15 protein-coding genes and 4 pseudogenes are annotated in these 18926 nt (G+C 72.1%); 8 read left to right on the top strand and 11 right to left on the bottom strand.

The annotated features are described in order from the left end of the window. Positions 1-166 precede the first annotated feature (166 nt). The 3 genes from HUV60_RS31315 to crcB are packed head-to-tail and all read left to right on the top strand — an operon-like array spanning position 167 to position 1361. Positions 167-616 carry a FluC/FEX family fluoride channel gene (locus HUV60_RS31315; protein WP_257853418.1) on the top strand — a complete coding sequence of 150 codons (450 nt, stop codon included), beginning with the start codon at positions 167-169 and terminating at the stop codon, positions 614-616. Continuing rightward, positions 613-990 (top strand): DUF190 domain-containing protein, encoded by a 378-nt coding sequence (locus tag HUV60_RS31320; RefSeq protein WP_257853419.1) that lies wholly within the window; start codon positions 613-615, stop codon positions 988-990. The genes HUV60_RS31315 and HUV60_RS31320 overlap by 4 nt, the downstream gene beginning before the upstream one ends. Continuing rightward, on the top strand, positions 987-1361 hold the full coding sequence (gene crcB, locus HUV60_RS31325) for a fluoride efflux transporter CrcB (RefSeq protein WP_257853420.1): 375 nt from the start codon (positions 987-989) through the stop codon (positions 1359-1361). Before HUV60_RS31320 ends, crcB begins: the two co-directional genes overlap by 4 nt. Before the next feature lie 57 nt (positions 1362-1418). Here the strand turns inward: crcB and HUV60_RS31330 are convergent. From HUV60_RS31330 to HUV60_RS31350, 4 genes and pseudogenes are all read right to left on the bottom strand, one after another. Continuing rightward, positions 1419-2071, bottom strand: a pseudogene (locus HUV60_RS31330) (fatty acid desaturase family protein); the annotation flags it as partial. Positions 2072-2374: 303 nt separating this feature from the next. Further along, positions 2375-3595, bottom strand: a complete 1221-nt coding sequence (locus HUV60_RS31340; protein ID WP_257853421.1) for a D-alanyl-D-alanine carboxypeptidase family protein — start codon at positions 3593-3595, stop codon at positions 2375-2377. Between the two features lie 166 nt (positions 3596-3761). Next, a pseudogene (gene rho / locus HUV60_RS31345) lies at positions 3762-5041 on the bottom strand (transcription termination factor Rho). A gap of 280 nt (positions 5042-5321) precedes the next feature. After that, positions 5322-5720, bottom strand: a complete 399-nt coding sequence (locus HUV60_RS31350) for a nuclear transport factor 2 family protein (protein WP_257853422.1) — start codon at positions 5718-5720, stop codon at positions 5322-5324. An 80-nt stretch (positions 5721-5800) separates the two neighbouring features. On the opposite strand from HUV60_RS31350, the gene HUV60_RS31355 reads away from it, so the two are divergent. Beyond that, positions 5801-6544: a class I SAM-dependent methyltransferase gene (locus HUV60_RS31355; RefSeq protein WP_257853424.1), complete on the top strand. Its 744-nt coding sequence runs from the start codon at positions 5801-5803 to the stop codon at positions 6542-6544. A 242-nt stretch (positions 6545-6786) separates the two neighbouring features. Here HUV60_RS31355 and HUV60_RS31360 read toward each other — a convergent pair whose 3' ends face one another. The 4 genes from HUV60_RS31360 to HUV60_RS31375 form a co-directional block, all read right to left on the bottom strand. Beyond that, the gene (locus tag HUV60_RS31360) at positions 6787-7578 is read right to left on the bottom strand and encodes a GntR family transcriptional regulator (RefSeq protein WP_257853425.1); all 792 of its coding nucleotides are present in this window, start codon (positions 7576-7578) and stop codon (positions 6787-6789) included. Positions 7579-7828: 250 nt separating this feature from the next. Then, positions 7829-8797 carry an acetylxylan esterase gene (locus HUV60_RS31365; protein WP_257853426.1) on the bottom strand — a complete coding sequence of 323 codons (969 nt, stop codon included), beginning with the start codon at positions 8795-8797 and terminating at the stop codon, positions 7829-7831. A gap of 207 nt (positions 8798-9004) precedes the next feature. Beyond that, positions 9005-9724, bottom strand: coding sequence for a ferredoxin reductase (locus HUV60_RS31370; protein WP_257853427.1), 720 nt, complete (start codon positions 9722-9724; stop codon positions 9005-9007). A 136-nt stretch (positions 9725-9860) separates the two neighbouring features. After that, a complete protein-coding gene (locus HUV60_RS31375) occupies positions 9861-10466 on the bottom strand; it encodes a sulfite oxidase-like oxidoreductase (RefSeq protein WP_257853428.1) in 606 nt (201 codons plus the stop codon). A 340-nt stretch (positions 10467-10806) separates the two neighbouring features. On the opposite strand from HUV60_RS31375, the gene HUV60_RS31380 reads away from it, so the two are divergent. Then, positions 10807-11649, top strand: a complete 843-nt coding sequence (locus tag HUV60_RS31380; protein ID WP_257853429.1) for a putative protein N(5)-glutamine methyltransferase — start codon at positions 10807-10809, stop codon at positions 11647-11649. On the opposite strand, the gene HUV60_RS31385 is transcribed toward HUV60_RS31380, so the two are convergent. Then, the gene (locus HUV60_RS31385; protein WP_257853430.1) at positions 11639-13780 is read right to left on the bottom strand and encodes a SpoIIE family protein phosphatase; all 2142 of its coding nucleotides are present in this window, start codon (positions 13778-13780) and stop codon (positions 11639-11641) included. The genes HUV60_RS31380 and HUV60_RS31385 overlap by 11 nt on opposite strands. A 272-nt stretch (positions 13781-14052) precedes the next feature. Between HUV60_RS31385 and HUV60_RS31390 the strand changes: the two genes are divergently transcribed. The 3 genes and pseudogenes from HUV60_RS31390 to HUV60_RS31400 form a co-directional block, all read left to right on the top strand. Continuing rightward, on the top strand, positions 14053-14433 hold the full coding sequence (locus tag HUV60_RS31390) for a hypothetical protein (RefSeq protein ID WP_257853431.1): 381 nt from the start codon (positions 14053-14055) through the stop codon (positions 14431-14433). A gap of 103 nt (positions 14434-14536) precedes the next feature. Continuing rightward, positions 14537-16552 carry an NADPH-dependent 2,4-dienoyl-CoA reductase gene (locus HUV60_RS31395; protein WP_257853432.1) on the top strand — a complete coding sequence of 672 codons (2016 nt, stop codon included), beginning with the start codon at positions 14537-14539 and terminating at the stop codon, positions 16550-16552. 31 nt (positions 16553-16583) lie between these two features. Next, positions 16584-17117 (top strand): annotated as a pseudogene (locus tag HUV60_RS31400) (PadR family transcriptional regulator); the annotation flags it as partial. A gap of 273 nt (positions 17118-17390) precedes the next feature. Here the strand turns inward: HUV60_RS31400 and HUV60_RS31405 are convergent. Together HUV60_RS31405 and HUV60_RS31410 are read right to left on the bottom strand one after the other, a co-directional pair. Further along, positions 17391-17936, bottom strand: a complete 546-nt coding sequence (locus HUV60_RS31405) for a hypothetical protein (protein WP_257853433.1) — start codon at positions 17934-17936, stop codon at positions 17391-17393. A gap of 194 nt (positions 17937-18130) precedes the next feature. Continuing rightward, positions 18131-18699, bottom strand: a pseudogene (locus HUV60_RS31410) (fibronectin type III domain-containing protein); the annotation flags it as partial. Between the last annotated feature and the right edge of the window lie 227 nt (positions 18700-18926).

An 18926-nucleotide genomic window follows, 5' to 3' on the forward strand; every position in this document is an offset into this window, starting at 1 on the left:
TCCCGTGGCCGCGGGCGTTAGACTGGTTCTCGGCCGTGAGTACGTCCTGCGGCGCGGCGGTGGGGCCCGCCGTAACCGAACCGCGGCACCGCCGCCAACGGTCCCTACTTGTTGCAGACGCGCGCCCGTACGTCCGGGCCGCTCGACGAGTAGGAGACATAGGCCCGTGCCACCCCCGCACCCACCCGCCCAAGCCCACCGTGCACGCCCCCTCCTGCGCGCGCACGCTCCCGTCGTCGCCGTGGTCGCGGTTGGCGGGGGAGCGGGCGCCGCCGGCCGCCACACCGCCTCCCTGTGGTGGCCGACACCGGCGGACGGCTTCCCGTGGACGACCCTGGGGGTCAACATCACAGGCTGCGCCGTGATCGGCGTCTTCCTGGTGATCGTCACGGAGGTCCGCGCCGCCCACCCCCTCGTCCGCCCGTTCTTCGGCACCGGTGTCCTCGGGGGTTTCACCACCTTCTCGGCCTATGCCGTCGACGGCCGGAACCTGTTCGACGGCGGCAGCGGGGGTCTCGCCCTCGTCTACCTGGCCGTCACCCCGCTCGCGGCGCTGGCCGCCGTGTGGGCGGCCGCGTCCGCGGCCCGCCGCGTTCTGAAGAGGAGGCAGTCATGACACGGCTGACCGGCAGCGCCCTGCGCCTGACCGTGTTCATCGGGGAGAGCGACACCTGGCACCACCGGCCCCTCTACTCGGAGATCGTCCACCGTGCCCACGCGGCAGGACTGGCGGGAGCCAGTGCCTTTCGCGGTGTCGAGGGCTTCGGTGCCTCCTCGCTCGTCCACACTTCCCGGTTGCTCTCCCTGAGCGAGGACCTGCCGGTGGCGGTCGTGGTCGTCGACACCGAGGAGCGTGTGCGCGCCTTCCTGCCGGAGCTGGACGCGCTCGTCACCGAAGGTCTGGTGACCCTCGAGACCTGCGAGGTCGTCCGCTACCCGGACGGCGACCGTCGTGCCCACACATCCGGGCCGGAGGGCGAGGGTCCGTGACCTGGCTGCTGGTCGTACTGGGCGCCATGGTCGGGGCGCCGCTGCGTTATCTCACCGACCGTGCGGTGCAGTCCCGGCACGACTCGGTCTTCCCCTGGGGGACCTTCACGGTGAACGTCGCCGGCTGCCTGATGCTCGGCCTGCTCACCGGCGCGGTGGCCGCGGGCGCCTCGGGCCCGCGACTCCAGCTGCTGCTGGGAACCGGTCTGTGCGGTGCCCTGACCACGTACTCCACCTTCTCCTACGAGACGCTCCGCCTCACCGAGGCGGGGGCCGCCCGTTATGCCGCCGTGAACGTCGTGGCGAGCGTCGCGGTCGGCCTGGGCGCGGCGTTCGCGGGCGCGGCCCTGGCCGACGCGCTGTGGGCGTAGTGGGCCGCCCGCCCTTGCCCGCCCTTCCGCCGGAAGGCGGGCCGCCTTCCGGCAGCGGGCCTCGCGCAGTGGTTCCCCCACGTTCCTGAGATGGCGCAGCGCCGTGACATACGAGGGGAACAGCCCCGTCCGGCAGTACGGGATGCCCAGCTCGGCGCAGTACCGCTCGGTGATGACCTGGGCCCGGCCGAGAGCGGGGGTGGGCACGCTGGGAAAGAGATGATGCTCGATCTGGTGGTTCAGCCCGCCCATGAAGACGTCGACGAACACACCGCCCGTGACGTTGCGGGAGGTGAGGACCTGACGGCGCAGGAAGTCCAGCCGCTCCCCCTCCTCCCCCTCCTCCCCCTCCTCGGCCTCCTCGGCCATCGGCAGGTCCTTGTGGTTGGGGGCGAACACGGAGCCGAGGTAGATTCCGAACGGACCTTGGTGGACGGCGGCGAAGGCGAGCGCCCTGCCGGGGGGAGAGCACCGCGAACAGGCCGCCGAAGTACACGGCGAAGTGGGCGACGAGCAGGGTCCTCTCCAGCACCGGCCGCTTCACCGCAGGGCCACGCAGGGCCTTGAAGCTGCTGAGACTCAGGTTGAGACCCTCCAGGGTCAGCAGGGGGGAACAGGGCGGCCTGGTGCTTGCCCGCGAATCGTGCGGGGCTCTGTGCCCGGATCGCCTGACGGCGCGACCAGACCAGCAGGTCGGGGGCGACATCCGGGCCCTGCCCGACGGCAGCGCCGTCGCCGTGAAGATCTCCGACGGAGCCGACCGGGCCCGCGTGCCGGTGACCGCGGCCGCCCTCTCCCGCGCAGGGGGTGACCAGGCCGTGCTCACCGCGCCGGCGAACCGCTGCTCGGCGGCGGCCTGCCGGACGGCGGTTTTTGCCCGGTACCGGCGTTGGAGCCGCTGTCCGGGACCGCCGCACGAGGCTGACGGCCTTTCGGAGTGCCGAGCGGCGTGATGGGCGGCGTGATGAGCGCGGTGCGGTGCGGTGCGGGGTGGTGCGGTGCGGTGCGGCCGGTCAGTCCTGTACCACCGGGCCCCACCTGAGCCGCAGGAACAGGCCCGTGCCCACCGCGCCCAGCAGTGCCGTGCCCGCCACGGTCCACACCACCGTCCGCTCGGACCCGTCGTCCCGTGCCGCCGGAACCGTGGTGAGGGCCGGGGCGGCCGTGGGCTGTGCCTCGGGCCCCGGCAGCGACACGACCTGCAGGGCGTCCAACGACCCCACTGCATCGACCTCGTCCGACGCCTCGAACCCCCAGTCCAGCAGCGTGCGGGCCTCCTCGTACACGGCGTGCGCACCACCCCGTCGGGGGTTCAGCACCGTCACCACGAGAGTGCGTCCGTCCCGGCGGGCCGCCGACACGAGGGTGTGGCCGGCGCCGCTGGTGTAGCCGTTCTTGATCCCGACGATCCCCGGGTACCGTTCCACCCCGTCCGAGCCGGTGAGCAACCGGTTGGTGTTGCGGATTGCGTACGACCCGTCGTCGCGGCCCGGGAACACGGCCTCCTCGCGGGAGCAGTACCGGACGAAGTCGGGGTTCTGCAGGCCGGCTCGGCCGAACACCGCCAGGTCGAACGCCGACGACACCTGGCCCGGGGCGTCGTAGCCGTCGGGCGACTTCACCCGTGTGTCGTGGGCGCCGAGGGCGTGGGCCTTGTCCTGCATCCGTTCGGCGGTGGCCTTCCAGCCGCCGTTGAGCGAGGCCAGCACGCGCACGGCGTCGTTGCCGGAGCTGAGGAAGACCCCGTTCCACAGGTCGGAGATCCGGTAGGTGAGGTTCTCGGCGACCCCGACACGGCTGCTGCCGGGGCCGACGTCCGTCAGTTCCTCCTCGCTGACGGTGTGCCGGATACCGGCGGGCAGGACGGGCAGCAGGGTGAGTGCGAACAGGGTCTTGATGGTGCTGGCGGGCGGCAGCCTGCGGTGCGCGTCGTGCGCGGCGAGCACCGCACCGGAGCCGGCGTCGGCCACCAGCCACGACCGGGCGGACAGCTCCGGGAGCTCGGGCGCCCCGGCGCGCGGGCGGACCTGGGTGCCGGAGCGGTACAGCAGCGCATCAGGTGCCGCCGCGGGCGTGGCCCGCGGTCCCGCGGCCATCCGTGCTCCGGAGCCGGGCGACGGCGCGGGGTCCGCGCGCGTACCGGCATTCGCCGTGGCGGGGGCGAACGCCAGCAGGCCCGCTGTGCAGAGGGCACAGGTGGATACGGCCGCCCGCGAAGCAAAACCGACAGTCATACCGCAAACGTAGGAAGGAGATCCCGGACGGCCGCGATGACCGGGCCGGAGGCCCTCCGCAAGCACTCGGATGCCGCACGGCGGTACGACGGCAACGACTGCCCGCGGCCGGGAGGTACGGCGGCCGAAACGGCCGGGTGCCGGGAACAGCCGGCCGCCCGGGGCGTCAGCTGCCAGGCAGGGTGGGCTGGACACGCCGGAGGAAGGCCGCGTTGTCGGGGGCCTCGTGCACCCGCTCCAGCAGTGTCTCCAGGCCGGACTGCCCGTCCCGGGACTGCAGCACCCTGCGCAGACCGCGGGCGGCCGTCAACTCCGCCGGCGTGAGCAGCAGTTCCTCGTGGCGGGTGTCGGACGCGACGATGTCGACGGCCGGGAACAGCCGGCGGGACGCCGCTTCACGGCTCAGCCGGAGCTCCATGTTGCCGGTTCCCTTGAGCTCCTCGAAGTAGAATTCGTCGGCGCGGGAACCGGTCTCCACCAGGGCCGAGGCGAGGATCGTGAGTGAACCGCCCTCTTCGGCCCCGCGCGCGGCACCGAAGAACCGCTTCGGTCCGATCCGCGCCGTGGCGTCGACCCCGCCGCTCATGGTGCGGCCACCGGAGGCGGCGGCGTTGTTGTACGCGCGGCAGAGCCGGGTCAGCGAGTCGAGCAGGACGACGACGTCCTCGCCCGCCTCGACCAGCCGCTTGGCCCGCTCGATCACCAGCCGGGCCAGGGCGATGTGCTGCTTGGCGGGCCGGTCGAAGGCCGAGGCGTACACCTCGCCGTGCACCGAGCGCCGTATGTCGGTGACCTCCTCGGGGCGTTCGTCGAGCAGCACCACCATCAGGCGGCACTCGGGGTGGTTTCCCGCGACGGCCGCCGCGAGCTGCTGGATCAGTACGGTCTTGCCGGTCTTCGGCGGGGCCACGAGCAGGCCCCGCTGCCCCTTTCCGACAGGGGCGAGCAGATCGACGACGCGCCCGGCCAGCCCGGACGCGGGGTGCTCCAGACGCAGCCGCTCCTGCGGGTGAAGCGGCGTCAGCTCCCCGAAGCGGGGCCGGTCGTGCTGCGCTTCGAGGGTCCGGCCGTTGATCCGGGTGACCTCGGTCAGGCCGTACCGGTCGCTGCGCAGGCCCTCGACCAGGTCGCCCTTGCGCAGGCCGTACCGGCGGAGTGCGGCGGAGTGCGGCGGAGTGCGGCGGGGGGGGGGAGAGAGGGACGGCGGGGTCGGAGGGGGAGGGCAGACAGGTGCCGGCCCGCAGGTGCCCCTTCCCGGCCGGGTCGATGTCGAGGACGCCGCTGACGGGCCTGGGCTGTTGCTGGACGGTGGGGCGGTCGAGTGCGGTGGTCACGGGGACGGTCCTTTCGTGGACGACTGGGGGAGGTGACACGTGCGGGGAAGGGGAGAACCGCGCAGGAGGACGCATGCAGCACTCGGGGCAGTGGGAACAGCACCTCGGCCATGGCGGTGAACCCTGCTCACGAGGTGGTGTGGAAATGCCGGACGGCCGGCCCGGAACGACGGGCGGAACGGCGAACCGATGAGAATCTGAGGAAGAACTGGCACCGACGCCTGAATGAGGGCGCGAAAAGAGTGCTGACCGCACCGTACCACTGGGGTGTATATGTGCGAAGGGGTGAAGCCGGAAGAGGGCCCGCCGGAAGCGACCGGCGGGCCCTCGGGCGGGGACGGGGGAGCGGTTCGGAACGAGAGTCCCGGGCGGAGCGGTTCGGACGCAGCTGTTCAGGCCGAGCGGTCCTGCGCGGCCCGCGCGATCTGGTCGAACTTCGCGGCCATGGCCGCCTGGAGCGCCTGCGCACCCGACAAGGGACGGACCATCACGGTGAGTCGGTCGATGCGGCCGTGGTCGTCGACATGGACGATGTCGCAGCCCTCGACCGCGCGGTCGCCCACCCGAGCGGTGAACACGAGTACGTGGTCACGGCCGTTCGCGTCATTGACCTCCCGCACATAACGGAAGTCCTCGAAGACCTCCGCCACAGCGTGCAGGATCGCCGCGGTGACCGGCCTGCCGGTGTACGGCTTGAAGACGACCGGGCTGGAGAAGACGACATCCTCGGCCAGCAGCGCTTCGGCGGCGTCCATGTCGTGCGCCTCCACGGCCTCACGGAATGCCCGCATCACAACTCCTCACAGTCGGCGGATCGCACAGTGCGGACGAGGTTAGCCTTCCGGGCGGATCCCAGGGCTAGGCTGATCCGATGTTCAGCCCAGAAGGCCCCCGCCTGAGTGAACTCGCCGTCCAGGCGCTGTCGTCCGTGGAACGTGGATACGACCTCCTCGCGCCGAAATTCGACCACACCCCCTTCCGCACGCCCGCCCCGGTGCTCGACGCCACCGCCGAGGCACTGCGGAGGCTGGGGCCGTTCGACTCCGGGCTCGATCTGTGCTGCGGCACCGGGGCGGGCATGGACGTGCTGGCATGGGTGTGCCGCCGGCGTGTCACCGGCGTCGACTTCAGCGCGGGCATGCTCGGCGTCGCGCGCGAGCGGAGCCGGCCCGGAGGGCCGACGACCGGATGGGTGCGGGCGGACGCACGGACGCTGCCGTTCGGGCCGGTCTTCGATCTGGTGGTGAGTTTCGGGGCGTTCGGCCACTTCCTGCCGGTTGAGCTGCCGGGGCTGTTCGCCCAGGTCCACCGTGTACTGCAGCCGGGCGGACGGTTCGCCTTCCCGGTGGCCGCCCCGCCCCGGCCGGGTTCCCTCGCGTACGGGGCGCTGTTGGGCTTCGACGCGGCGATGCGGGTGCGTAACGCGGTGTGGCGCCCGCCGTTCGTCATGTACTACCGCGCCCTCCGCTTCGATGATCTCCAGCGCGAGCTGGACCGGGCCGGGTTCCGGGTCGAGCTCCACCCGCTGTCCGAGTTCGGGCAGCGGCCGGACGGCAGTCCGCGCGTCCGTCTGGTCGTCGCCGAGCGACCCGAGGAGCGGCGGGCCGGCCAGTAGTCTGTCCGGCGGATCCCGGCGGATCCCGGCGGATCCCGGCGGATCCCGGCGGATCCCGGCGGAGACGCGGGGTTCCGGCACGCACTCCTCCAAGCTCTTCGAGCAGGGGCGTCCCAGCGCGTCGACGCACTCCTCCACCTTGCAGCCGCACGCACCGGACCCCGCTCACCCCAGCGGAACAGGCACTGCCGGTTGCCTCCGGCTTGATCCGCCGAGCAGGCCCTCGTCGTCCGCCGTGCCGGTCAGACCGCTGCGGGCAGGGTGAACCCGTAGACGAGTGAGTCCTGTTGGGCGTCCACGATCAGCTCAGTGATCTCCAGCGGCCGGGCGTACTGGTCGTGCCCCCGCCGGGTGACCCGTACGGACGGTGTGCCCGCGATCCTGGTGATCGTGTCGCGGTGGTGCAGCGTCAGACCGGCCCTGCGCAGCCAGTCGTAGGCGCGCCGCAACTCCGCGGCGGTGGCGCCGTCGGCGCGGTCGCGGCAGCGGGCCAGCTCCTCGACCTCCGAGAGCGCGACGGCGGAGAACGAGCTCACCGCCGTACGCAGTTCGCGCCCGTCGGCCGACGCGGACCAGTAGCGGTGCACCAGCATCGGCCGGGAGGGTGCCGGAGCCAGCGCCTCGGCGTGCCCGGGCGGCGGAGCCTCCCGGGACACAGTGGCCCGTGCCGTCGCGCCCCGGCCGGCGTACTGCGCGCCGACCGGGAAGGTGAGCGAGGCGGCCGTCTCCACCGGCAGCCCCTGCAGGGCGGCATGGCTGCCCCGCCGGTCGGTGGCGACCAGACCGTCGCGGCGCAGCACCTCCAGCGCCTGCCGTACGGTCTCCCGGCTCACCCCGAAGCGATCGGCCAACTGCCCCTCGCCCGGGAGATGTTCGCCGGGTGGAATGGCTCCGTCGCGCAGCTCGCCGAGCAGCTCCGTCGCGATCCGCCGGTAGAGCGGTTCGTCACCGAAGTGCGGAGGGCCGTGTGGAACGCTGCGCGGTGTGGTGGGTGGCGAGGTTTGTGGAGGATCGTGCGGGGTGGTGCGGGCCATGCCGCACCTCCTGTTGGTGACGTTCCGCGACGGCGTGGGTTCGTTGTGCCACCACGTCCATCATTGGTCTAAACCACCAGGGAAGGGTGGTCCGGAAGTTCGGCCGAAACAGGACCGGGGCGACGTCCCCGCACGGTGTCGTGCGGGGACGTGCGTGCGGTGCGGCGGCGGCCGAGTCCATTCTCCGGGAGTCGGACCAATCGCGGGAGCCCGCCCGCCCGTCCTGTCCGAAAGTCCGCGGTTCGGCGCTTCAGAGGTGCGAGCGCATCCACCGGAGTTGGGCCGCCTCCTGGAAGGGGCCGCCACCCTCGTGGTCGTTGAAGTCGTACACCTCGATCGACTTGTCGTCGTGCCTCCAGGCGTTGAACGCCGCGAAGACCGTCGAAGGCGGGCAGGTCTGGTCCTCGAGTCCCGTCGAGAACAGCGCGGGCGCCGAGCCGCGGGCGGCGAAGTGCACGCCGTCGAAGTAGGACAGGGTGCGCAGGGCGTCGTCGGTACGGCCCCGGTGCGTCCTCAGGTAGAGGCCTATCTCCCGGTACGGATGCCGGTCGGTGAGCGTCGTCGCCCGCGGGAAGTCGCACAGGAACGGCACGTCCGGGGCCACCGCCGTCAGGTCCGGGACCAGCCCGCCCACCGCGAGGGTGATGCCGCCTCCCTGGCTCGAGCCGAGAACCGCAGTGCGTGCCGCATCGGTCAGGGGGTGGGAGCGGGCCGCCTCCACCGCGCGTACCGCGTCCGTGAACACCCGGCGGTAGTAGTAGTTCTCGGGCGCGTCGATGCCGCGTGTCATGAACCCGGGGTACGCGGGTGCGCCGCCCTCCGGGTCCGCCGTGCCGCCACCGCCGCCCCAGGCGCTGCCCTGGCCGCGGGTGTCCATCACGAAGTGGGCCCGGCCCGTCGAGGCCCACAGCAGATGCTCGTGGGGCAGCCCGCGGCCACCGCCGTAACCGATGAACTGCACGACCAGCGGCAGCGGGGCCCCGGCCCCGGCCGGCAATGTCAGCCAGCCCTTGACCGGGTGGCCCCCGAATCCGGCGAAGGTCACGTCGAAGACCCGCACCGTGGCCAGGCCCGTGTCGACCGGCTCGAAGCGGGCGTCCAGATCGTGCTCGCGAGCCTCCGTGAGCGTCCTGTTCCAGAACGCGTCGAAGTCGTCCGGTGCCGTGGACACGCTGCGGTAGGCGCGCAGTTCGTCGAGGGGAAGATCGAACAGGGGCATGAGGAACCGCCTTTGTGCCGGGACCGTACGGAGCGATCACACCGTACGCGGGCCGTCGTAGCGCCCGCCAGACCCTTCGCCGGACTCTGTTCATGTATATACAAGAACAGAGAGGCGCAGGTAAAGGGCGTGGAAAGCGTTTGCTGTCGACGGGTGCGGAACGGCAGCCGGGCCGGCCTGCCCCGGCTCCGCCCCTCCCGGCGCGGGTCAGCCGAAGCGCTCGATACGGATCCGGTCCACGGGCTGTCCGGCCGCGACGAGCAGCCTGGAGGCATGCTCGGCAAAGGAGTTGGAGCCGCACACATAGGCCTCCCACCCACCCGGAGGTGCTTCGGCCAGGATCGGCGCCACATGTGCGGCCGCCATACGTCCCACGGCCACGTCCTGTGGCGCGCTGCGGGTGAACACCGGCAGGGTCTCCGCGCCGAACTCACCCTTGTAGATCAGCTCCTCGGGGCTGCGCGCCGACACCAGCAGTCGCAGGGGCAGCGACAGGCTCCGGGCCCTGTGGTGCCGCACCATCGACATCAGCGGGACGACGCCCGAGCCGGCACCCACCAGGAGTGCGGGCCGGTCGCCCGGCCAGGCGAAGAAGCCACTCAGCGGACCACGCACCTCGACCCGGTCGCCGGGCCGGGCCACCGAGTGGAACCAGCCCGACACCTCGCCGCCCGCCACATGGTCCAGGGTCAGCTCGACGTGCCCGGAGTCGTCCGGCGCGGACGCGATCGAGTAGTGGCGCTGGGCCACATAGCCGTCCTCGGCGGTCAGCCGCAGCAGCAGATGCTGACCGGGCACATGCCCCGGCCATCCCGGCACGGCGAAGCGGAAGGTCGCGGCGCGCGGGGTCTCGCGACGGATGCCGGTCAGTGTCGCAGTCCGCCACACCGAGGCCGTCTGCTTGCTCACCCCGATGCGCCCGGGCACGGCGAACCGTGTCGGAGGGGCGAACGGCGCCGGTGAGGCCTCCGCCCTCCGGCTCCGTGCCCCCTGCGGCTGCGCCGCACACCCCGCCACCGCAGTCCCTTCGGCCGCCTCAGCCACTTCAACCACTCCAGCCATCTCAGTCACCGGAGTACCGCTGTTCCTCCCAGGGATTGCCACGCGCATGGTAGCCGTTGCCCTCCCAGAACCCCGGCTCGTCGTGGTCGAGGAGCCGCAGGCCCGCGATCCACTTGACGCTCTTCCAGAAGTACAGATGCGGCACGATCAGCCGGGCCGGGCCGCCGTGCTCCGGTGCGAGTGGCCGGCCGTCGTACGCACAGGCGATCCAGGCCCGCCCGCCGGTCAGGTCCGCGAGCGGCAGGTTGGCCGTGTAGCCGGTGTGCGCGTAGGCGACCACATGTGTGGCGGCCCCATGGGGCCGGGCCACCTCCCAGAAGGCGTCCAGGGAGACGCCCCCGAACCGCACCCCGAACTTCGACCAGCCCGTCACACAGTGGATCGCGCCCTCGTACACCGAGGCCGGCAGGGCGTGGGCCTGCTCCCAGTTCCAGGTGCGGGGCTCTGCCACCAGCCCGTCGATCCGCAGCGCCCAGTCGGCGGGCGCGAGGTCGGGCGTGACCTCGGCGGACAGGACGGGCCATTCGTCGCCCGCGTCGTACTGACCGGGCGGCAGGCCGGGATTGTGCACGCGGGGGCGGCCGGTGAAGCCGCGGGTGATGCTCACGTGATCGGCGATTCCGTTGCTAGTGGTGCTCAGGTGGTTTTGGACTCAACCGTAAGGGGTGTCCGGGAACACCGGCACGCACCGGTTCTGTCCGCCCTCCCGCCCTCCTGCGGACCGCCCGCCCCGTGGGCTCGCCGACCACAGGAGATGTGCCGGACGGCCGGTGATGCCGTCGGGTACTGTTGCGGTCCGGCTGCGGATGGTCCCAGTCGTCGACGGCCAGGGGGTGAGACCCATTACCGCTCTGTCAGGTCGGGTGCTCTCACCACGAAGTGACACGGATCGCTCCCAGTAGGTGACCGCGGGAGCATCCTTCGGCTCTCGAAAGGCTCCTGCCGCCATGCCGTCCCGTTCTTCCCGCTCCTCGTGGGCTTCCTCCTCGGTCTCTTCCTCTCCCGTCGCTCCGTCCCCGCCCGCCGCACCGGGCTCCGTCGTGGCCGCGCTGCGCGCCGCGGGCTGTGTCTTCGCCGAGGCCGAGGCCGAACTGATCTTCGCCGCCGCGTCCACCCCGGCCCACGCGACCGGGATGGTCGAGCGCAGGGTCCGCGGACTGCCCCTCGAACTCGTCGTCGGCTGGGCCGAGTTCAGCGGCCTGCGGATCACGGTGGCCCCCGGGGTCTTCGTCCCCCGACGCCGCACCGAGTTCCTCGTGGCGCAGGCCCTCGCGCAGGCACCCGACGCGTCCGTCGTCGTGGACCTGTGCTGCGGTTCGGGTGCCGTCGGCGTCGCCCTGGCCGACGGACTCGGCACGGTCGAGTTGCACGTCGCCGACATCGATCCGGCAGCCGTGCGCTGCGCCCGCCGCAATGTCGCGGACCTCGGCGGCCTGGTGCACGCCGGAGACCTGTTCGACGCGCTGCCCGGCACGGTGCGCGGCCGGGTCGACATCCTCGCGGCCAATGTGCCCTACGTACCCAGCGACGAGATCGGCCTGCTGCCCCCGGAGGCCCGTGACCACGAGCCGCGCGTCGCGCTCGACGGCGGTGCGGACGGGCTCGACGTGCTGCGCCGGGTGGCCGCCGGGGCCCCCGAGTGGCTGGCACCCGGCGGCTGCCTCCTGGTGGAGACCGGTCGCCGCCAGGCCCCCGCTGCCGTCGCCGCCTTCACCGGTGCCGGACTGCGGACCCGTCTGGCCGTCTCGGAGGAGGAGCACGCCCATGTCGTGATCGGCGTCAGACCGTAGCTCCGCCCGATGCGGCGGAACGGCCGGGGGAGACCGGACCGCCGGGCAGGGTGGCACGGGCGATGAGCAGGGCCACGTCGTCGAAGTTGTCGGGCTCGTGCAGGGTGCGCAGCAGCAGGTCGCACATCTCCTCGAGGGAGTGGTCGGGCCGGCCGCGCAGCAGCGTGAGCAGGCGGTCGAGGCGCTCGTCCAGCGGGTGGTGCCGGGTCTCGACCAGACCGTCGGTGTAGAGAACCAGCTGGTCGCCGGGCTCGAGTTCCACGACAGTGGTGGAGAACTTGACGCCGCCCACCCCCAGCGGCACCCCGGTCGGCAGGTCGAGCAGTTCCGGGGTACCGCCGGCCCGGACCCGCACCGGCGGCAGATGCCCGGCGTTGGCGATCAGGCACTGCCGCTCACGGGGGTCGTGGACCACGTAGACGCAGGTGGCGATGGCGTCTTCGAGATCGCCGGTGATCCGGTCGAGATGCTCCAGGAGCACCGCGGGATCGAGACCGAGTGAGGCCAGCGTATGCGTCGCCGTGCGCAGCCGCCCCATGGTGGCCGCCGCCGGGATGCCGCTGCCCATCACGTCCCCCACGACGAGGGCCTTCCTGCCGCCGTCCAGCGGGATCACGTCGAACCAGTCGCCGCCCACCTCGCTGGTGGCACCCGCCGGCTGGTAGCGGGAGGCGACCTCGAGCCCGCCCGTCACGGGCGGGTGGCTCGGCAGCAGGCTGCGCTGCAGGGTGAGTGCGGCGTCGCGGGCGCTCTGGTACCAGCGGGCGTTGTCGATCTGCACCGCCGCGCGGGCGGCCAGCTCCCGGGCCAGCAGCAGATCGTCCTCGCCGAACGGCAGCGGGTTGCCGGCGCGCTTGAGGTCGAGCGCGCCCAGTACCTCGCCGTGCGCGATCAGCGGCACGGCCAGATACGAGTGCACACCCGCCCGGCCCAGCAGTTCGGCCGCCTGGGGGGAACGGGCTATACGGGTCAGGTCCTCATCCTTGACCTGCGGCACCAGCACGGGCAGGGCGGTGCGTACGCACTCGGCGACGAACCGGTCCGGGGCGTAGCGGGCCACCTCGCCCGGCTGGTCGGCCGCTTGCAGGGCGTCCCCCGAGCCGACTCCCGTGCCCTCTACCGCCAGTGCCCGGATCACCGCCGACTCGGCCGGACCGAGGGCGCTGCGGCGGCCCAGGACCACCGTGTCCAGCAGGGCCACGGCGGCCACGTCGGCCAGCTCCGGTACGGCCACCTCGGCCAGCTCACGCGCCGTGCGCTCCAGGTCGAGCGTGGTGCCGATCCGCGCCGAGGCGTCGGCGACGACGGCGAGCCGGCGCCGGGCCCGCTCGGCCTCGAGGCCCGCCCGGTGCTGCTCGGTGACGTCCACCACCGACAGGGCCACGCCCAGCACCGAGCCGAGCGCGTTCTCCAGCCGGAACAGGGAAGCGGACCAGGCGTGGTCCTCGTCGGGATCGGCCGGGGTCCGGCCGATCATGAACTGGTCGACGACCGGCTCCCCCGTCTCCAGGACCTGCCTCGCGGTGGCCTCGACGGTGCCGGTGTCCAGCTGCGGCAGTACCTCGGGGACCGTGCGGCCCAGGTGTTCCTCGACCGGGACGCCGTTGAGCCGTTCGAGTGCCGGGTTGACCGAGACGTAGCGCAGGTCGGTGTCCAGGACAGCCAGCCCGATCGGGGACTGGGCGACGATCCGGGTGGACAGCGCCACGTCCTGCTCCATCCGGCGCACGGTTGCCTGGTCGACCGCGAGACCGAGGGCGTAGACGGCACCCTGGTCGTCGGTCAGCCGCACGTTGCGGAACTCCACGAGCCGGGTGCTGCCGTCCTTGCGCCGGATGGGAAACGCCCCGGCCCAGCTCCGCCCGGTCTGCATGACGTCGGAGAACAGCTTGACGACCAGATCCAGATACCGCTCGTGCACCATGATCCGGGCGGCGTACCGACCCAGTGCCTCCTCGGCGCCGTACCCGAACAGTTCCTCGGCCTGAGGGCTCCACAGCACGATCCGGCCCTCGGGGTCCAGCACCACCGAGGCCACGCGCAGCACGTCGAGCAGCCCACTGGGACGGACAGGTCCGGGGACCGCTCCGTCTCCGTCGCCCTCGACCAGGGGTGACCCGGATGAACTCATCGCACGCCCCGCCTTCGCCGATCTCCGCAGCGCGTCGTGACGGTGCCGACATCACCTGTTCTACCGCGCGTGGGGGTGATCTTCCGCCTCTTGCGCTGTCTTCTCCACCGTCCTTCCTCCCTCCGCCGGGTGCCCCGCGATCGCGCGGGCACGCCGGTCGTGCGCGGAGGTACCTCCGCGCACAAGGTGTTTTGCCGGGAGAAAGCCGGGAACGCCCCTTGCCAAGGCATGACACGGCCTGGCAAGGCGTGGCGAGGAGAGGAGCGATCACCATGGGCAGCGAACGGCCGCACCCGGAATCCGTCTCGGTCGAGCTCAGCGGGTGCGACAGGCACGACGTACAGATCGTGTTCGACGCACTGGGTGCGTACTTCACGTCCGACCGGCGCTCCGACGACATACCGGAGGAGTTCTCCGACACCCGTCCGACGGTGTGGCTCGGCACGTTCGACGTCGCCGACCCGCACGAGGGCGGCGCCCGCCCGGGCGGCCCGGTGCGGCTGGCGTCCTCGGTCGACGCCGACGTGCACGGCGGCTACTGGGCGATCGACCGGTTCCGCGCCACCCTGGACGACCTGTTCACGGTGCACGATCTGAGCACGGTCTCCGGCGACCAGGAGGAGGAGTTGCACGTCCGCCTCGAAAGCCGGTGACCGCCGCCGGGCCGGTGTGCCCTCCACCCGCTTGTGCAACTAGTTGCACAAGCGGGTGCGCGTCCTCTACAACAGAGGGACCACACCGCGCACGGAGGGCCCGATGAGCCGTTACCCGCACCTGCTGACCCCCCTCGACCTGGGCTTCACCACTCTGCCCAACCGGGTTCTCATGGGCTCCATGCACGTAGGCCTGGAGGAGGCCGAGAACGGCTTCACACGCCTGGCAGAGTTCTACGCAGCCCGCGCCCGCGGCGGTGTCGGCCTCATCGTCACCGGAGGCATCGCGCCCAATGACGAGGGGCGGGTCGGTGAGGGCGGCGCGAAGCTCACCACGGACGGGGAGGCGGAACGGCATCGAGTCATCACCGAGGCCGTGCACCGCGAGGGCGGACGCATCGCTCTGCAGATCCTGCACGTCGGCCGGTACGCCTACCACCGGGACCTGGTCGCCCCCAGCCCCCTCAAGGCGCCGATCAGTCCGTTCACACCCCGCGAACTGACCGACGCGGACATCGAGCGCACCATCGACGACTACGCCCAGACCGCCCGCCTCGCCCGGCAGGCCGGTTACGACGGAGTTGAGATCATGGGCTCCGAGGGCTACCTGATCAACGAGTTCATCGCCGCGCAGACCAACCACCGCACCGACCGCTGGGGCGGCTCGTACGAGAACCGGACGCGCTTCCCCCTCGAGGTCGTCCGCCGGGTGCGCGAGGCAGTCGGCGAGGACTTCATCCTCATCTACCGGCTCTCCATGCTGGACCTCGTCCCCGGCGGCTCGACCCTGGACGAGGTGATCACGCTGGCCAGGGCCGTCGAGGCGGCCGGTGCCACGATCATCAACACGGGCATCGGCTGGCACGAGGCCCGCATCCCCACCATCGCCACCTCCGTACCGCGCGGTGCCTACACCTGGGTGACCAAGCGGCTGATGGGCGAGGTCTCGGTCCCGCTCGTCACCACCAACCGGATCAACACCCCCGAACTCGCCGAGCAGTTGCTCACCGAGGGGTACGCCGACATGGTGTCGATGGCCCGCCCGATGCTCGCCGATCCCGACTTCGTGGCCAAGGCTGCGGACGGCCGGCCCGAGGCGATCAACACCTGCATCGGCTGCAACCAGGCCTGCCTGGACCACACCTTCAACCTCCAGATCACTTCCTGCCTGGTCAATCCGCGCGCCTGCCACGAGACCGAGTTGGTGCTGTCCCCGACCAGGCGCCGCAAGCGCGTCGCAGTCGTCGGCGCCGGACCGGCCGGCCTCGCGTGTGCCGTCAGCGCCGCCGAACGCGGCCACGACGTCACCCTCTTCGACGCCGCGAGCGAGGTCGGCGGTCAGCTCAACGTCGCCCGCAAGGTCCCCGGCAAGCAGGAGTTCGACGAGACCCTGCGCTACTACCGCACCAGGCTCGCCGAACTGGCCGTCGGCGTACGCCTGGACACCCGGGTCACGGCCGGCGACGTGGCAGGCCACGACGAGGTCGTCGTCGCCACCGGCGTCATCCCGCGCGTCCCCGACCTCCCCGGCGTCGACCACCCGAGCGTGCTCGGCTACCTCGACGTCCTGCGCGACGGCGCCCCCGTCGGCGACCGGGTCGCCGTCCTCGGTGCGGGCGGCATCGGCTTCGACGTCGCCGAGTTCCTCACCGACGGCGGTGACAAGGCGCACGAGAACCCCGAGACGTACTTCCGCCAGTGGGGCGTCGACATGGACCACCGCACGCCCGGCGGCCTCGCCGTGCCCGAGCGGCCCGCCCCGCCGCGCACCGTCCACCTGCTCCAGCGCAAGACCTCCAAGGTCGGCGCGGGCCTGGGCAAGACCACCGGCTGGATCCACCGCGCCGAACTGAGGCACCGCGGCGTCACCATGGTCTCCGGCGTGCGCTACGACTGTATCGACGACGCGGGACTGCACGTCACCGTCGACGGCGAGAGCACCGTCCTGGAGGTGGACACGATCGTCCTGTGCACCGGCCAGGAACCGCGCCGCGACCTGTACGAGGAACTGGTCGCCGCCGGCCGTCCCGTCCATCTGATCGGCGGCGCCGACGTGGCCGCCGAGCTGGACGCCAAGCGGGCCATCAAGCAGGGAACGGAGCTGGCGGCGGCTCTCTGAGCCGGCCTCGGGCCGTCCCTAGGATGGGATCATGTCACTCCCGCACGCGATCCTCACCGCCCTGCTCGAGAAGCCGTCGTCGGGGCTGGAGCTGACCCGTCGCTTCGACAAGTCGATCGGCTACTTCTGGTCTGCGACGCATCAGCAGATCTACCGTGAACTGGGGAAACTGGAGGCCGAGAGCCTGATCCGGGCCCTGTCCGCCGGACAGCCCGCCCGCGGACAGAAGAAGGCCTACGAGGTCCTGCCCGCGGGCCGCGTCGAACTGGCCCGCTGGGCCTCCACGTCGCAGGACCCCAAGCCGATGCGCGACGCGCTGCTGCTGCGGCTGAGGGCGGCGGCGGTGGTCGGCGCCGAGGGCCTCGAGGCCGATCTCCGCCGCCATCTGGATCTGCACGAAAGGCAGTTGGCGGAGTACCAGGAAATCGAACGACGGGACTTCCCGTCCGGCAGGGACGCCCCGGACGACCGGCTCCGGCACCTGGTGCTCCGGGCCGGCATCGACCTGGAGACCTTCTGGACCGGGTGGCTCGGGCACGCGCTCGCGGAGTTCGCGGAGATCCCCGAGTTCGCGCAGAACGCGCAGAACGCGCAGAACGCGCAGAACGCGCAGAACGCGCAGAACGCGCAGAACGCGCAGAACGCGGTGAACGCGGACAGTGCGAAGATCACGGCGAACGCGCGGCCGGCGGACGCCGAGGGGACCGAACCGCAGGGCCCCGCGCATGCAAAACCGTCCGGCTCCCGGCGTGCGGAGCCGGACGGTCCGGGCTCCGGACGGGCGTGACGCCGGCCGCCCGGCCGGAGCGCGTCGGACGTGATGGCGACCGGCGCCGTCTCAGAAACGGTTCGGTTTGTTGCGTCGGCGCAGGTACCAGGCCGTGGCGACGAGACCGGTACCGACGAGCGCGCCGCCCGCCACCAGCGTCACCGTTCCGTAGTCCGTGGAGCTCCCTCCGATGCCGCCCATCACTCCGAGGGAGGGCGAGGGCGAGGCGGTGACCGAAGGGCCGGGGGTGGGAGTGGCGCCGGGAGAGACGACGATGGACTGGGTGCCCGCGGTCGTCCCGTTCGAGCACATCACGATCACCGTGTGGGTGCCCGAGCCGACGTCCGACCATGCGGCGGACTGCCCCGCGCCGGTCCCCGACAGGGCGACCTGACGGCCCTCGGAGAAATTCGACTGGTTGCTGTCGAGCAGGGAGGCGGTGCCCCAGCTGCCGTTGAGCTGGGCGCACGCGGTGGTCGTCACGGAGACGGTCGAACCGGTCGTACTCACGGAGATGCCGGGACCCGAGGCGGCCGGCCCGGCCAGTGCCAGGGGCAGCGCGGCGGCGGCTGCGAAGGTCAGAGCGGAACGAGCCAGGGACTTCGAGTAGCGCATGTGAACTGCCTTCCGGCGGCACGGCCGGCGGTACATCCCTTGCGCCGCCGAGGGTCGGGGAGCGCCCGTGCTGCCACGGGCCCAGCCAATGCGCACCCGGCCCGCGGCGCATTCCGGCCGCCGCCGGGCAGGTGACGACGCCCGTCATCCGGTCGAACCCGTCCCTCGGCCCGGCCCGGTCCGTTCGTCTCGGCTCAGCGCCTCGGGCCCGTCGTCACCGTGCGCTCCGCGGAGAATCCGCCCCAGGTTCCGTCCGGCAGCCTGGCCCGGATCCGTATCCGATGGCTGACCTCCGCCTCCCGTCCCGCGTAGAAGCTGTACGTCGCCCGGTCGCGCGGTGCCTGCCCCCGTGGACGACGGAGGCGGCCGGGCGGCCGTCCAGTGGCACCTGGTACTCCGCGATCACCCCGTCCGCACGCGGCGGCACCCAGCTGAGGTCGATGTGGTAGGCACCCTCGGCCCGGTGGCCCGCGGCGCGGAAACCGGTGGGTGCCGCGGCGCGGCCGTCGTCGCTGCCCGGTGTGGTCAGGCGGAGGGGAGAACCGGCGGGAGACAGGTTGTCGGCCGCGTCCCGCGCCCGGACCGTGAAGAAGTAGCGGGTGCCCGGCCCAAGCCCCGTCACCACGGAGGCCGTCTGGCTCCCGCCGGCACTGTGGATCTTCGTTTCTCCCTGGTGCACGTCGTACGACAGGACTCCCCGGTCGTCCGTCGAGGCGGACCAGGACAGCTGGGCCGCCCTGTTGCCGACCGCTTTGCCGCGGAGGTCGACTCTGCTGCTCCATTCGGCGAGCGATCACGTGCCGTGCTTTCAGGGCTCGGCCGCGCCCGGCCTGCCTGCATCTGCGACGCGCTCTGAAGGCCGTATCGGCACGGCGTCATCACGCCGGGTAATTGCGCAGCAGAGTCGAGGTCGACTCTGCTGCTCCGTTCGAGGGATGGTCACGCACCGCATCCGAGAGGGGCCGGCCGGGGCTGGACCGCTTCCTCGCG

The organism is Streptomyces sp. KMM 9044 (assembly GCF_024701375.2).
Classification (GTDB): Bacteria; Actinomycetota; Actinomycetes; order Streptomycetales; family Streptomycetaceae; genus Streptomyces.

What these genes read in the sequence shown, in the direction of transcription:
- HUV60_RS31320 (WP_257853419.1), top strand. Translation starts at nt 613, where the DNA reads ATGACACGGCTGACCGGCAGCGCCCTGCGCCTGACCGTGTTCATCGGG.
- HUV60_RS31340 (WP_257853421.1), bottom strand. Translation starts at nt 3,595, where the DNA reads ATGACTGTCGGTTTTGCTTCGCGGGCGGCCGTATCCACCTGTGCCCTC.
- HUV60_RS31350 (WP_257853422.1), bottom strand. Translation starts at nt 5,720, where the DNA reads ATGCGGGCATTCCGTGAGGCCGTGGAGGCGCACGACATGGACGCCGCC.
- HUV60_RS31355 (WP_257853424.1), top strand. Translation starts at nt 5,801, where the DNA reads ATGTTCAGCCCAGAAGGCCCCCGCCTGAGTGAACTCGCCGTCCAGGCG.
- HUV60_RS31360 (WP_257853425.1), bottom strand. Translation starts at nt 7,578, where the DNA reads ATGGCCCGCACCACCCCGCACGATCCTCCACAAACCTCGCCACCCACC.
- HUV60_RS31365 (WP_257853426.1), bottom strand. Translation starts at nt 8,797, where the DNA reads ATGCCCCTGTTCGATCTTCCCCTCGACGAACTGCGCGCCTACCGCAGC.
- HUV60_RS31380 (WP_257853429.1), top strand. Translation starts at nt 10,807, where the DNA reads ATGCCGTCCCGTTCTTCCCGCTCCTCGTGGGCTTCCTCCTCGGTCTCT.
- HUV60_RS31385 (WP_257853430.1), bottom strand. Translation starts at nt 13,780, where the DNA reads ATGAGTTCATCCGGGTCACCCCTGGTCGAGGGCGACGGAGACGGAGCG.
- HUV60_RS31390 (WP_257853431.1), top strand. Translation starts at nt 14,053, where the DNA reads ATGGGCAGCGAACGGCCGCACCCGGAATCCGTCTCGGTCGAGCTCAGC.
- HUV60_RS31395 (WP_257853432.1), top strand. Translation starts at nt 14,537, where the DNA reads ATGAGCCGTTACCCGCACCTGCTGACCCCCCTCGACCTGGGCTTCACC.
- HUV60_RS31405 (WP_257853433.1), bottom strand. Translation starts at nt 17,936, where the DNA reads ATGCGCTACTCGAAGTCCCTGGCTCGTTCCGCTCTGACCTTCGCAGCC.